At 64.6% G+C, this 12,718-nt stretch carries 10 protein-coding genes; 4 read left to right on the top strand and 6 right to left on the bottom strand.

Annotation, left to right across the window (positions count from 1 at the left end):
- Positions 1-58 precede the first annotated feature (58 nt).
- Positions 59-1,585 carry a DUF3466 family protein gene (locus ACPPVV_RS09665; protein WP_426699691.1) on the bottom strand — a complete coding sequence of 509 codons (1,527 nt, stop codon included), beginning with the start codon at positions 1,583-1,585 and terminating at the stop codon, positions 59-61.
- On the opposite strand from ACPPVV_RS09665, the gene ACPPVV_RS09670 reads away from it, so the two are divergent.
- Positions 1,520-3,010: a PLP-dependent aminotransferase family protein gene (locus ACPPVV_RS09670; protein WP_426699692.1), complete on the top strand. Its 1,491-nt coding sequence runs from the start codon at positions 1,520-1,522 to the stop codon at positions 3,008-3,010. The genes ACPPVV_RS09665 and ACPPVV_RS09670 overlap by 66 nt on opposite strands.
- A gap of 18 nt (positions 3,011-3,028) precedes the next feature.
- On the opposite strand, the gene ACPPVV_RS09675 is transcribed toward ACPPVV_RS09670, so the two are convergent.
- The 4 genes from ACPPVV_RS09675 to ACPPVV_RS09690 form a co-directional block, all read right to left on the bottom strand.
- Positions 3,029-4,366, bottom strand: coding sequence for a replication-associated recombination protein A (locus ACPPVV_RS09675; RefSeq protein ID WP_426699693.1), 1,338 nt, complete (start codon positions 4,364-4,366; stop codon positions 3,029-3,031).
- A 114-nt stretch (positions 4,367-4,480) separates the two neighbouring features.
- Positions 4,481-5,143: an outer membrane lipoprotein chaperone LolA gene (gene lolA / locus ACPPVV_RS09680; RefSeq protein ID WP_426699694.1), complete on the bottom strand. Its 663-nt coding sequence runs from the start codon at positions 5,141-5,143 to the stop codon at positions 4,481-4,483.
- 144 nt (positions 5,144-5,287) lie between these two features.
- A complete protein-coding gene (locus ACPPVV_RS09685) occupies positions 5,288-7,612 on the bottom strand; it encodes a DNA translocase FtsK (RefSeq protein WP_426703209.1) in 2,325 nt (774 codons plus the stop codon).
- Positions 7,613-7,642: 30 nt separating this feature from the next.
- Positions 7,643-8,707, bottom strand: coding sequence for an alanine dehydrogenase (locus ACPPVV_RS09690; RefSeq protein WP_426699695.1), 1,065 nt, complete (start codon positions 8,705-8,707; stop codon positions 7,643-7,645).
- A 221-nt stretch (positions 8,708-8,928) separates the two neighbouring features.
- Between ACPPVV_RS09690 and trxB the strand changes: the two genes are divergently transcribed.
- The 3 genes from trxB to aat all read left to right on the top strand — a co-directional run bounded on the left by trxB (position 8,929) and on the right by aat (position 11,897).
- Complete coding sequence (gene trxB / locus ACPPVV_RS09695) at positions 8,929-9,891, top strand: thioredoxin-disulfide reductase (protein WP_426699696.1); 963 nt, start codon at positions 8,929-8,931, stop codon at positions 9,889-9,891.
- Between the two features lie 93 nt (positions 9,892-9,984).
- Entirely contained in the window at positions 9,985-11,145 is a 1,161-nt protein-coding gene (locus ACPPVV_RS09700) for a GNAT family N-acetyltransferase (protein WP_426699697.1), read from the top strand.
- Positions 11,142-11,897: a leucyl/phenylalanyl-tRNA--protein transferase gene (gene aat, locus ACPPVV_RS09705; protein ID WP_426699698.1), complete on the top strand. Its 756-nt coding sequence runs from the start codon at positions 11,142-11,144 to the stop codon at positions 11,895-11,897. Before ACPPVV_RS09700 ends, aat begins: the two co-directional genes overlap by 4 nt.
- Here the strand turns inward: aat and ACPPVV_RS09710 are convergent.
- Positions 11,830-12,678 carry an HD-GYP domain-containing protein gene (locus ACPPVV_RS09710; protein ID WP_426699699.1) on the bottom strand — a complete coding sequence of 283 codons (849 nt, stop codon included), beginning with the start codon at positions 12,676-12,678 and terminating at the stop codon, positions 11,830-11,832. The genes aat and ACPPVV_RS09710 overlap by 68 nt on opposite strands.
- Positions 12,679-12,718 lie beyond the last annotated feature (40 nt).

Below are 12,718 nucleotides of genomic sequence, written 5' to 3' on the forward strand. Positions count from 1 at the left end.
TTTCCTGGTGCCAGCGAATGCCCATCCGTTGCGAATGGGCATCGTTGTACCGTCGCGACTAGCGCGACGCGCTGAAATCCGACGCCTTCAGACCCATGCGCTGCAAGAGTTTCGTCCGCAGCTCCACCGGCAACGCAAGGCCGTGGAGGCCTGCTGCAATGCGGCTGTTCGGCCTATACCCGGGAGCCGCCACAAAACTCAGGACGGCACCGGAAGCGCCGACGGCCTCGCCGGTGATCACTCCCTCGTCATTGATGTCGCTGGCCTGGACAAGCTGGTCGTGGTAACCCCCTGCAACCAGTGCATTGAGGTTGGTCATCACGCCGTTCTGCCACAGGAAAGCCTGGCAACTGGCGAACCCTGCCGCGCAGGACAGACCGACCACCTGCCCCCGTTCATTGATGCCCAGTGCCTGACTTTGCGCACCGGCTCCTTGACCCGGCAGCGTTCCCAGGTCCCGCATGCCGCCATTCCTGGTCCAGAGGAACGCATGAGCCAGAAGTCCGCTACCTGCCTGCACATTGGCGAACCCGACCACCGTGCCGTTCTGATTGATCGCCATCGGGGTGTTCCACGCCGCCCCGCCGATATTGCCCAGGTAGGTCGGCTTGCCGTGTTGCCAGACCACGGCATGGATGGCGCTCAGCCCGCCAACCGCGTTCGAGCAGATACCGGAAATGCCGACGACCTGGCCCTTGTCGTTGATCGCGGTGGCCGCTGAAACCACGTCCGCCACGGTTTCACCGCGCTGTAGCGGGAGTGGCGGCAGTTCCTCGATCTGACTCCTGCCCGGCCCCCAGATGACCGCACGGAACTGCAGCACTTGAGGCAAGTTGCAGGTTGAATCGTGCACGGTGTTTTCCGCCCAGCCGACCGTCTGGCCACGGTCGTTCGTTCCGGTGGCGAAACCGTTGTAGCCGCCCAGTGTGGGCAGCGCCCGCAATCTGCCCCAATTTGAGACGAACCCCACGCAGTTATGCAGCGTGGCCTTCCCCGGAAAAAAAGCAGAACAGCTCCAAGCCTCACCCAAGGGATTCACATCGGCGGTTTCGGCAATGCCGGAAATCACGCCCCGGTTGTTCTTTACTGGCCACTGCACATTGCTGTTGGCGCCGCCCAGGGTACCCAAGTCGAATCGCGATCCGAACAACCAGACCGTCGCGTGGGTGGTCTGGTCACCCGGTTGATTGGCATTGCCACTGATGGTGCCCAGGTTGTCGATGCTGTTGCCGGAACTGAATGTGCCACCCGCCGACGGCAGGTTATAGACGAAATAACCGGAGCCACCGGATGCCGCCAGTGGTGTTTGCGCGATGGCGACATTGCCGGCCAACGTAGCAAACAGGATGGCATACGAAATTCTGCGCATGGCGTTCTCCCTCTTGATGTGGGCTTCGAGACTGGTCGCGCGGGGAACGCATCGAAAGCACCACTTTTGCGATGGGAGCTGGTCCGGTCGGTTGCCGCCGCGGATCGGCGTTACAATCGACTGATGCGTCGATGGGAGCTGACGATCACGTTGGACTCTGCGCGGGAACAGCCGCTGTTCCTGCAGCTTGCTGGCGCCATCGCCGACGATATCCAACGCGGCCGGCTCAAACCCGGCGAAGCGCTGCCAGGTTCGCGCGAACTGGCCGAATGCCTTGGCGTCAACCGCAACACCGTGATTGCCGGTTATGGCGAGCTAGCGGCCGAAGGGCTGATCAGTACGCGTATCGGTGGGGGCACCTTCGTCGCCGAATCGGTGATCGCCCCGTTCGCGGCGCATGCGCCGTCGGCGGAATACCCGACCTACCCGCTCACGCCGCCCGTGTATCGGTTGCCGCCAATCAGCGCGCCGATACCAGGCGCATTGAACATCTCCAACGGCATGCCCGATGTACGTCTGTTCCCGGCGGCGGCGATGGCGCGCGCGTTTCGCCGTGCCATTGGCCAGCGCGGCCGCGCCTTGCTGACTTATGCCGATCCCTGCGGCCATCCGCGCCTGCGCAAGGAGCTGGCGGCCATGCTGGCGCGCACACGCGGTCTGCCGGTGGCGCCGGACAACCTCATGATCACGCGCAGCATCGAACAGGCCATCGACCTGGTCGCGCGCATGCTGTTGCAGCCGGGCGATATCGTCGTCGTCGAGGCATTCGGTTATCCGCCGGCGTGGAGCGTGCTGAAACTGGCTGGCGCACGACTGATGCCATTGCCGCTGGACGACGACGGGCTCAGCATCAGCGCGCTGGAAGCGTTGCTGACGCAGCAACAGGTGCGTGCCGTGTTCCTGACGCCGCATCATCAGTTCCCGACCACCGTGGTCATGTCGCACGAGAAACGGGTGCGGCTGGCAGAGCTTGCCGTGCGGCACGGCTTTGCGATCATCGAGGACGATTACGACCACGAATTCCACTATGCCGGCAAGCCGATTCTGCCGATCGCCTCAGGCGTCGGTCGCGCCAACGTCATCTACCTCGGCTCGTTGTCCAACCTGCTGGCACCAGGAATCAGCACTGGCTTCGTGATCGCGCCGGCACCGGTGTTCGAACGGCTGGCAAGCCTGCGCGCAGCGAGCGATGCCCAAGGCGATGCGGCGATGGAATGCGCGATTGCCGAACTCTTCGAGGACGGCGAACTGCTGCGCCACGTCAGGCGAATGCGGCGCATCTACGCGGCGCGGCGCGATACCCTGGCGGCCTCGCTGACACGTCACCTCGGCAGCGCCGTGACCTTCCGCATCCCCGCCGGTGGCATGGGGCTATGGCTGCGTGTGGATGATGCGATCGACGTGGCCGCCTGGTCGCTCGCCGGGGAGCGCGAGGGCGTGCAGTTCTTCGATGCGGGGCGCTACGAATTCTTCCAACGCGAGCAACCGTTCATGCGACTCGGCTTCTGCTATCACGATGAAACCGAGCTGGACGAGGCTGTACAGCGCATGGCGCGCGCGCTCGCGCAGACACGAAACGGTGGTGTCAGATCGACGCGTAACGCGACCATCCAGACCACCCAGGCCATATCGCACGGGTAACAACAAACGCGTCGTGATTTATTTGCCGCGCGCCTGCTCACGCGCGGCGCGCAGGGCCAGCAGTTTTTCGCGCAGTTGCAGTTCCAATCCGCGTTCGACCGGCTCATAGAAAATGCTGCCTTCCAGGCCTTCAGGCAGACATTGTTGACCGAGCGCGACGCCACCTTCGGCATCGTGGTCGTACTGGTAGTTCTTGCCGTAGCCGAGGCCCTTCATCAACTTGGTTGGAGCGTTGCGCAGGTGCATCGGCACTTCCAGCGTACCGCCTTCGCGCACGGCGGCGCGAGCCTTGTTGTAGGCCATGTAGGCGGCATTGCTTTTCGGCGCGATCGCCAGCCAGATCGCCAGCTGGGCCAGGCCCAGTTCGCCTTCGGGGCTGCCCAGGCGCTCGTAGGTGTCCCACGCGTCCAGCGCCATGCGCCAGGCGCGCGGTTCGGCCAGGCCGACGTCTTCCACCGCCATGCGGGTCATCCGACGCGCCAGGTACAGCGGATCGACGCCCCCATCGAGCATGCGGCACAGCCAGTACACCGCCGCATCGGGATCGGATGAGCGCACGGATTTATGCAATGCCGAGATCTGGTCGTAGAACTGCTCACCCATCTTGTCGAAACGGCGGGTGCGATCGGCCAGAACCTGGGTCAGCGTGGTGTCGTCGATACGCTTGTCTTCGGCCAGTTCGGCGGCGATTTCCAGGAGCGTCAACGCACGGCGCACGTCACCGTCGGCGGCCTGGGCGATCGACTCCAGCGATTCGTCACCCACCTGCAACTGCAACTCGCCGAGCCCGCGTTCGTCGTCGGTCAGCGCACGCTTGAGTGCGGCCACGATGTCGCCGGTCGAGATCGGTTCCAGCACGTGTACGCGGCAGCGCGACAGCAGCGCGGAGTTCAGTTCGAACGAGGGGTTCTCGGTGGTGGCACCGATGAAGATGATCACGCCGCGTTCGATGTGCGGCAGGAACGCATCCTGCTGGGTCTTGTTGAAGCGGTGCACCTCATCGACGAACAGGACGGTGCGGCGACCCTGGCCGAAATTCACCTCGGCTTCCGCCAGCGCCTTGCGCACATCCGGCAGGCCGGACAACACGGCGGAGATCGCGCGGAAATCCGCATCGGCGTAGCGCGCCACCAGCAATGCCAGCGTGGTCTTGCCGCAACCGGGCGGGCCCCACAACACCATCGAATGGATCTTGCCGGCTTCCAGCGCGCGGCGCAGCGCCTTGTCCGGACCGACCAGCCGCTGCTGCCCGACGATTTCGTCGAGGCTGCGCGGACGCATGCGCTCAGCCAGTGGTTTGAGCGCTTCGGGTTCGCCGAACAGGCCGGGGCTGGATATCGAGACAGAGCGTGACATGGCGCCATGATAAGCCATGCCCTGCCCGCCGGCCGGTTCATGTGCAGTCAGACCACTCTCCATGCCCGTCGATGCCGGCTATGGAACGCATGGCTTACCGGCAGTGGAGGAGGATCAGTCCTGCAGCGGCTGGGTCGTGATCACCGGCGCATCGCCGATCACATCGGCGCCTTTCGGCGGCACGAAATTGAAGGTGGCTGGCGGAATCTGGGTGTTGCGCTGCCAGCCGGAGAAACGGATGTCGGTGGTGGAACCGAGCTGGTCGCGGAACGTCATGCGTGCCAGGCCGTTCGCGTCGAAGCCGAGGTCGGCGTAATCGAATTGCGGATCCTTGCCGGTGGAGGTAAGCCGCAACCACACCAGGCCATCGTGCTCGCCTTGCTCGGCCACCTTGAAGTTCTTGTCCAGTTGCTTGACGTCGGTCAGCACGGTCAGCGGGCTGTGCGCCTCTTCGGTGCTCTGTACGCGCACGGTGACCTGCTCCAGTTCCGGGTCATACATCCATACCCGGCTGCCGTCGGCAACGATGGTCTGTTTGTACGGCGCCAGCGTATCCCAGCGAAATTCACGCGGCGCCTCCAGCGCCAGCGTGCCGGAGCTGGCCTTGCTGACCTGGTTGTTGACGCCGGTCAGGGTCTGGTTGAAATGCCCGGTCAACGAATGCAACCCGGTGGCGAAGGCATCCAGCCGCGCCCGCGCCGGGCCGGTGGCGGCCTGCGCCACGGTAACCAGCGACAACGCCAGCATGGTGGCAAGAGCAAGCATGAAGCGTTTCATCGGATTCCCCGAAGCATGGCGATGGCGGCAATTGTGGATAGTTTCGACTTAACCGAACCGTAGGAGCCCGCTGGCGGGCGATCTCTTGCTTCGACCATCGGAGCAAAGGCATCGCCCGCCAGCGGGCTCCTACGGTTATGTCATTCAGTTCTTCGGCGGGGGTGGCGCCAGCACTTCGCGGTTGCCGTTGTGCTGGGGGGCGCTGACTACGCCGTCCTGTTCCATCTGTTCGACCAGCCGCGCGGCACGGTTGTAGCCGATGCGCAGATGACGCTGCACGCCGGAGATCGAGGCGCGCCGCGTCTGCGTAACCACCGCCACCGCCTTGTCGTAAAGCTGGGTGTCGGCGTCGCCGCCCTCCTCGCCTTCCTGCGGCAGGCCGGAATCGTTGATGAATTTGCCGTCGCTGGTCGGCTGCGCTTCTTCCAGCACGCCTTCGATGTACTGCGGCGCGCCCTGCGACTTCAGCCAGGCCACCACGTGATGCACCTCGTGGTCGTCGACGAAGGCGCCGTGCACACGCTCGGGCGTGGCCGTGCCGGGCGGCAGGTACAGCATGTCGCCGTGGCCCAGCAATGCTTCCGCACCGGATTGATCGAGGATGGTGCGCGAGTCGATCTTGCTGGATACCTGGAACGCGATGCGGGTGGGGATGTTCGCCTTGATCAGGCCGGTGATGACGTCCACCGACGGACGCTGGGTGGCCAACACCAGGTGCACGCCGGCGGCGCGCGCCTTCTGCGCCAGGCGGGCGATCAGCTCTTCGACCTTCTTGCCGACGATCATCATCATGTCGGCGAATTCGTCGATGATGATCACGATGTACGGCAGCGGTTCCAGCGGCTCGGCGGCGAGGTTCGGCATGTCCGGGTTGGGCCGGAACAGTGGATCGAGCAGCGGCTGGCCGGCGTTCTCGGCGTCCTTCACTTTCTTGTTGAAGCCGGCCAGGTTGCGCACGCCGACCGCGGCCATCAGCTTGTAGCGGCGCTCCATTTCGGCGACGCACCAGCGCAGGGCATTGGCAGCCTCCTTCATGTCGGTGACCACTGGCGCCAGCAAGTGCGGGATGCCCTCGTACACCGAGAGCTCCAGCATCTTCGGGTCGATCATGATCATCCGCACGTCTTTCGCGCTGGCCTTGTACAAGAGGCTCAACACCATCGCGTTGACCGCCACCGACTTGCCCGAACCGGTGGTGCCGGCCACCAGCAGGTGCGGCATCTTGCCGAGGTCGACCACGATCGGCTTGCCGCCGATGTCCTTGCCCAGCGCCAGCGCCAGCGGCGACTTCATCTGGTCGTACTTTTCCGACCGCAGGATCTCGGACAGATAGACGATCTGTTTGTGGGTATTGGGGATCTCCAGGCCGATCACGTTCTTGCCCGGGATCACGTCGACGACGCGCACGCTGACCACCGACAGTCCGCGAGCGATGTCCTTGTCCAGGCTCGACACCTGCGAGCCGCGGATACCGGGCGCCGGCTCCATCTCGAAGCGGGTGATCACCGGGCCCGGATAAGCACCGACCACTTTCACGTCGATCTTGAAGTCCTTGAGCTTGAACTCGACCTGGCGCGAGAGCACCTCGAGGGTTTCCTCGGAATAGCCCGGCCCCTGTGGCGGTGCTTCGTCCAGCAGCGACAGCGGCGGCAACTCACCCGGCGTGGCAGCACCGACGAACAGGGGAATCTGCGTTTCCAGTTTTGCCCGCTCGCTCTTGGTCACCGGCGCGGGTGCGGCCTCGATACGCACCGGCTCGCGCTTGGCCTGCTTCACGGCGTCGGCTTTCTTGACCACCTCACGCTCGGTCCGCGCCTGCCTGGCGGCCATGGCCTGCGGTGCTTCGCGCAACTTGCCCTTGAGCCAGTCCGCCAGTTTCAGCACGGCTTGCCCGGTCCAGTCCGCGAGCTTGAACCAGGACAACCCGGTCGCCAGGGTCACTGCGATCAGGAAAAGCGCCAACAGCAGCAACGGCGCGCCTTTTTCGCCAAACGCACTGAGCAGCGCATTGCCGACCCACACGCCAATGATGCCGCCCACGCCCTGCGGCAGCACCGGCTCGTCATGGAAATTGAGGTAGAGCAGTGCCGGGCCCGTGATGAAGAAGAACACGAAGCCGATCAGCCGCAGTGCCGGTTCCCACGGATGCACCACACGCTCGCCGTGCTGGCGCAGCACCTGCACGCCCAGCAACAGCAGCAGCAACGGGAAACAATAGGCCACCAGGCCAAAGATCCAGCGCAGCAGGTCGGCAACATAGGCGCCGACGGTGCCGCCGAAATTGTGCGCATGCTCCAGCTGGCCGGCGTTCGTCCAGCTGGGGTCATGCGGGTTGTAGCTGAACAGGCACACCAGCAGATACAGCGCCAGTGGCAGCAGCAGCAAGGCGCCGGCTTCACGCAGCCGGCGCTTCAGCTCCTCGCTGAGGGCAGCCCTCGGTTGTTGCTTCACATTCGCGCTGCGCGCCACCTTGGGTGCCCCCTTCCTGACTGCCAAGGGTCAGAGCATACCTTGCAGCGCCGGATGCACCAGCTTGCCGCCATCGACGTTGATGCCACCGGCGAGCGGAGCAAACTCGCGCCACTCGTTGCCGGCAGCCAGACGCTGCACGTACGGCAGGATGGCGGCCGAGATCGCCAGCGACGACGTCTGCGGCACCGCGCCGGGCATGTTGGTCACGCAGAAGTGGGTGACGCCATGCACGTCGTAGGTCGGTTCCTTCCAGGTGGTCGGCTTCGAGGTCTCGAAGCAGCCGCCCTGATCGATCGCAATGTCCACCAGCACACTGCCCGGCTCCATCGTCTTGACCATCGCCTCGGTGACCACGCGCGGCGCCTTGGCGCTGGGCACCAGCACCGCACCGACCACGATGTCGGCATCGCGCACTTCCTCGGCCACCGATGACTCGTAGGCGTACAGCGCGGTGACGTTCGGACCCATCGCCATCATCTCGGCGAGGCGATCCTGGCGCTTGTCGAACACCACCACGTTGGCACCGGCCGCCGCGGCCAACGCTGCCGCCGCGCCACCGGCGGCACCGGCGCCCAGCACCACGACCTTGCCGCGCGGGGTGGATGCCATGCCGCCCAGCAGCTTGCCCTTGCCGCCCTGCGGGCGATGCAGCAGCGTCGTGCCGATCTGGGTAGCGATGCGGCCAGCGATGACCGACATCGGCAACAACAGCGGCAGCGCGCCGTCTTCCTCGACCGATTCAAATGCCACGCCGGTCAGGCCGATGTCGAGCAGGCTCCTGGTCAACTCCGGCTCGGCCGCCAGATGCAGGTAGCAGAACAGCAGGTGATGCTTCTTCAGCAGTGCCAGATCGCCGGCAACCGGCTCCTTCACCTTGACGATCAGCTCGCCAGCCTCATACAGCGCGGCAGCGTCGGGCACGATCTTGATGCCTTCCCTGACGTAGACCTCGTCGGCAAAGCCGCTCTTCAGGCCGGCACCGGACTGGATGAACACTTCATGGCCACGACGCACCAGATCGGCAGCGGCGGCGGGAACGAGGGCAACACGACCTTCGAGGGTCTTGGTTTCGGAGGGGATACCGATACGCATGGTGGGGAGAATCCTGTGAAAGCACGTTGTAAATCCATCGCGTTGGCAGCGCGGTGGTGTCGTTGAATCTGTCGCCTACCTTGAATCGGCCGGGTGTATTCCCCATCCTTGCGGATTCGTGGACCCATCAACGCAGGCTGTCTCCAAGACGATGAAACCATCGGGGCAGCTGCAGCGAATAAGGGTCCAGGCCATCAGTAAACTCAAGGATTATAACAACCATGAGCACCACCAAACACAGCCGCCTGCTGATCCTCGGCTCCGGTCCGGCCGGCTACACCGCTGCGGTGTACGCGGCGCGTGCCAACCTGAAGCCGACCATGATCACCGGCCTGCAACAGGGTGGCCAGTTGATGACCACCACCGACGTGGACAACTGGCCGGGTGATGTCGAGGGCCTGCAGGGCCCGGCACTGATGCAGCGCATGGCCGAACACGCCGAGCGCTTCCACACCGAAATGATCTTCGACCACATCCACACGGTCGACCTGAAACAGCGTCCGTTCCGGCTCAAGGGCGACTCCGGCGAATACACCGCCGACGCGCTGATCATCACCACCGGCGCCACCGCCAAGTACCTCGGCATCGCCAGCGAGGAGAAGTACAAGGGCAAGGGCGTGTCCGCCTGCGCCACCTGCGACGGATTCTTCTTCCGCGACCAGGACGTGGTGGTGATCGGCGGCGGCAACACCGCGGTCGAAGAAGCGCTTTACCTGGCCAATATCGGCCGCAAGGTCTACCTGGTGCACCGCCGTGACAAGCTGCGCGCCGAAAAGATCATGCAGGACAAGCTGTTCGAGAAAGCCGCCGCCGGCAAGATCGAGCTGGTCTGGAACCACACCATCGACGAGGTGCTGGGCGACGACAGCGGCGTCACCGGCGTGCGCGTGAAAGACGTCAATTCCGGCGTCACCCGCGACATCGAGGCCACCGGCTTTTTCGTGGCGATCGGGCATACCCCGAACACCGGCATCTTCGAAAGCCAGCTCGACATGCATGACGGCTACATCAGGATCCACAGCGGCCAGAACGGCATGGCCACGATGACCTCGGTGCCGGGCGTGTTCGCCGCCGGCGACGTGGCCGACCATGTCTATCGCCAGGCGGTCAGCTCGGCCGGATTCGGCTGCATGGCCGCACTGGATGCCGAGCGCTGGCTGGATCAGCAGACGCCGGCCAGCTGATGCATGCAGGAGCCCGCTAGCGGGCGATGCCTTTTACGGGATTCGGGCTTCATAAAAAGCATCGCCCGCAAGCGGGCTCCTACAGGTCACGCCATGCACGACATCCGCTTCCACGACGCAATCGCCGAACTGCCTGCGGCGGAATGGGACGCTCTGCGCACCGATGCCAATCCGTTTGTGTCCCACGCGTTCCTGCATGCGCTGGAACAGGGCGGCTGCATTCGCCCCGACTGGGGTTGGCAGGCCCATCACCTGGGCATCCATGAAGACGGCCGCTTGCTCGCCGCCGCGCCGCTGTACCTGAAAGGCAATTCGCACGGCGAGTTCGTATTCGACTGGGGCTGGGCCAGCGCGTGGGAGCGTGCCGGTGGTGACTACTACCCCAAGCTGCTCAACGCCGTGCCCTACTCGCCTGTACCGGGCCCGCGCCTGCTGGCCGGCGCCGACGAACAAACGCCGCGGCTGCAACGGGCGCTGGTCGAGGCGATGCGCAGCGAGGCCGAACGCATGGGGCTGTCGTCGATCCACGCCAATTTCCTGCAGGAAGCCGAACTCGACGCATTCGACGAAGGCGCTGCGGATCAAGGCTGGCTGGCCCGCTCCGACGTGCAGTTCCACTGGCACAACCGCGGCTACCGGCACTTCCCGGATTTCCTTGCCGCGCTCAACCACAAGAAGCGCAAGAACATCCTGCGCGAACGCAGCCAGGTCGCGGCCAGCGGCCTGGCCATCGAATGGCGTAGCGGTGAGAGTCTCAGCCGCGACGAATGGCGACAGGTGCACGCGCTGTATGCAGCAACCTTCGATGCCAAGGGCAACCATGCGGCGCTGACCGCGGCATTTTTCAGCCGGCTGGGCAAGCTGGGCCAGATCACGCAACTCGCGCTGGCGCGCGACGGAGAGCGTATCGTCGCCATGGCGCTGTTCGTGCAGAGCGACAACGTACTTTACGGCCGTTACTGGGGCGCGTCGGTGGAGGTACCGGGGCTGCATTTCGAGCTGTGCTACTACCGTGGTATCGAGCATGCGATCGCTCAAAAGCTGGCGCGTTTCGAACCTGGTGCGCAGGGCGAGCACAAGCTCGCACGCGGATTCCTGCCGGTACGCACGCAGTCGCGGCACTACTTGCTGCATCCGGAGTTTCGCGCCGCGGTGGCCGCAGCGCTGGTGCGCGAAACGGCGGCGGTCGATGACTATGCAGCCGAGCTGCAAGGCCACAGTCCTTATGCCGATCATGGGCAAAGCGCGCGATGAGGCTGCCGTTGCTGGATGCCGATTCGCCGGATCGATTCCCCGATCCACGCCGCGCCTTGATCGAGCCAAACGGCCTGCTGGCCTTCGGCGGCGACCTGTCGCCACCGCGTCTACTGGCGGCTTATGGCCTCGGCATCTTTCCCTGGTTCAGCGAAGGCGAGCCGATCCTCTGGTGGTCCCCCGATCCGCGTTGCGTATTCCGCACCGAAACCGCGCGGATCAATCGCAGCCTGCGTCGACAGCTTGCAGGCAAGTCGTGGCGGCTGACGGTCGACCATGCGTTCGACGCCGTCATCCGCGCCTGCGCCGCACCGCGCGATCGCGAATCGGGTACCTGGCTGGTACCGGCCATGATCGATGCCTACGTGGAATTGCACCGTCTGGGCCACGCGCACAGCGTGGAAGTCTGGGACGGCGAACAACTGGTGGGCGGTATCTACGGCGTCGCCATTGGCCGGCTGTTTTGTGGCGAGTCGATGTTCAGCAACGAAAGCGGCGGCTCCAAACTTGCCCTGATCGCGCTGGCCCGCCTGCTGCACGGGATGGGGTTTCCGCTGATCGACACCCAGGTCAGCAACCCGCACACGCTCGGCCTGGGTGCGATCGAGATCCCGCGCGAGCAGTTCCTGCAGGAAGTCGTCCGCCTCGGCCAACAGCCCGGGACGGTCGGCAGCTGGGCTGACCTTACGCCACGCTTGCTGCAGCCATGCCTGGACGATTGCGGTCCTCGGGCGCCCCACCGAGCAACTTGAGCGCGTCATAGTTCTTCAGGAACAGCGCCACCATATTCGGATCGAGCTGGCCGCCGGCGGCGGCGCGCAGGTAGGCCAGCACGTCGGCCTCGGGCCAGGCCGGTTTGTAGACGCGGGCGCTGATCAGTGCGTCCCATACGTCGACCACGCTGAAGATCCTTGCTGCCAGCGGAATCGCCTCACCGCGCAGGCCTTGCGGATAACCCGTGCCGTCCCAGCGTTCATGGTGGCTGTGCGGTATGTCGCCGGCTCCGCGCAGGAAATCCACCCGCTGCAACAGGTCGTAACCGAGCTGTGCATGCCCGCGCATCACCCGCATTTCCTCATCGTCCAGCTTGCCCGGCTTGATCAGTATCGAGTCCGGCAAGGCCAGCTTGCCGATGTCGTGCAGCAGCGCGCCGAAGGTCAGGTTGTGCAGCGTTTCGCCATGCACACCGGCGAGCTTGGCCAGTCCGGTGGCCATGCGCATCACGCGGTCGGAATGGTCGCTGGTTTCGCGATGACGGATATCCATGGCCGACACCAGCACGCGCAGCGACTGGGTATGACCGTCCAGCAACGTCTGGTTGGCGACCCTGAGCCGGTGCAGGTCGCGACCGATCATCCAGTACAGCAGCGCACCCGTGCTCGCCACGAACAGCCAGCCTTTGAAGCTCTGCAGCGAGGTCAACTCGATATGGTCGTGCACCAGGGCATCCAGCGCATGGTCGGAAAACCATATCCACAGCGCGGACAGCACGACGTAAAGCAGGACGATACGGGATTGAGGGTTGATTCTCACTACGGGACTCCGGTGAGGTCATCTCGCGCGCGATACGTAA

Origin of the sequence: Rhodanobacter sp. Col0626 (genome assembly GCF_049994385.1) — a bacterium.
Classification (GTDB): Bacteria; Pseudomonadota; Gammaproteobacteria; order Xanthomonadales; family Rhodanobacteraceae; genus Rhodanobacter.

Coding starts and splice junctions, on each gene's coding strand:
- ACPPVV_RS09675 (WP_426699693.1), bottom strand. CDS start 4,366: ATGTCACGCTCTGTCTCGATATCCAGCCCCGGCCTGTTCGGCGAACCC.
- lolA (WP_426699694.1), bottom strand. CDS start 5,143: ATGAAACGCTTCATGCTTGCTCTTGCCACCATGCTGGCGTTGTCGCTG.
- ACPPVV_RS09690 (WP_426699695.1), bottom strand. CDS start 8,707: ATGCGTATCGGTATCCCCTCCGAAACCAAGACCCTCGAAGGTCGTGTT.
- trxB (WP_426699696.1), top strand. CDS start 8,929: ATGAGCACCACCAAACACAGCCGCCTGCTGATCCTCGGCTCCGGTCCG.
- ACPPVV_RS09700 (WP_426699697.1), top strand. CDS start 9,985: ATGCACGACATCCGCTTCCACGACGCAATCGCCGAACTGCCTGCGGCG.
- aat (WP_426699698.1), top strand. CDS start 11,142: ATGAGGCTGCCGTTGCTGGATGCCGATTCGCCGGATCGATTCCCCGAT.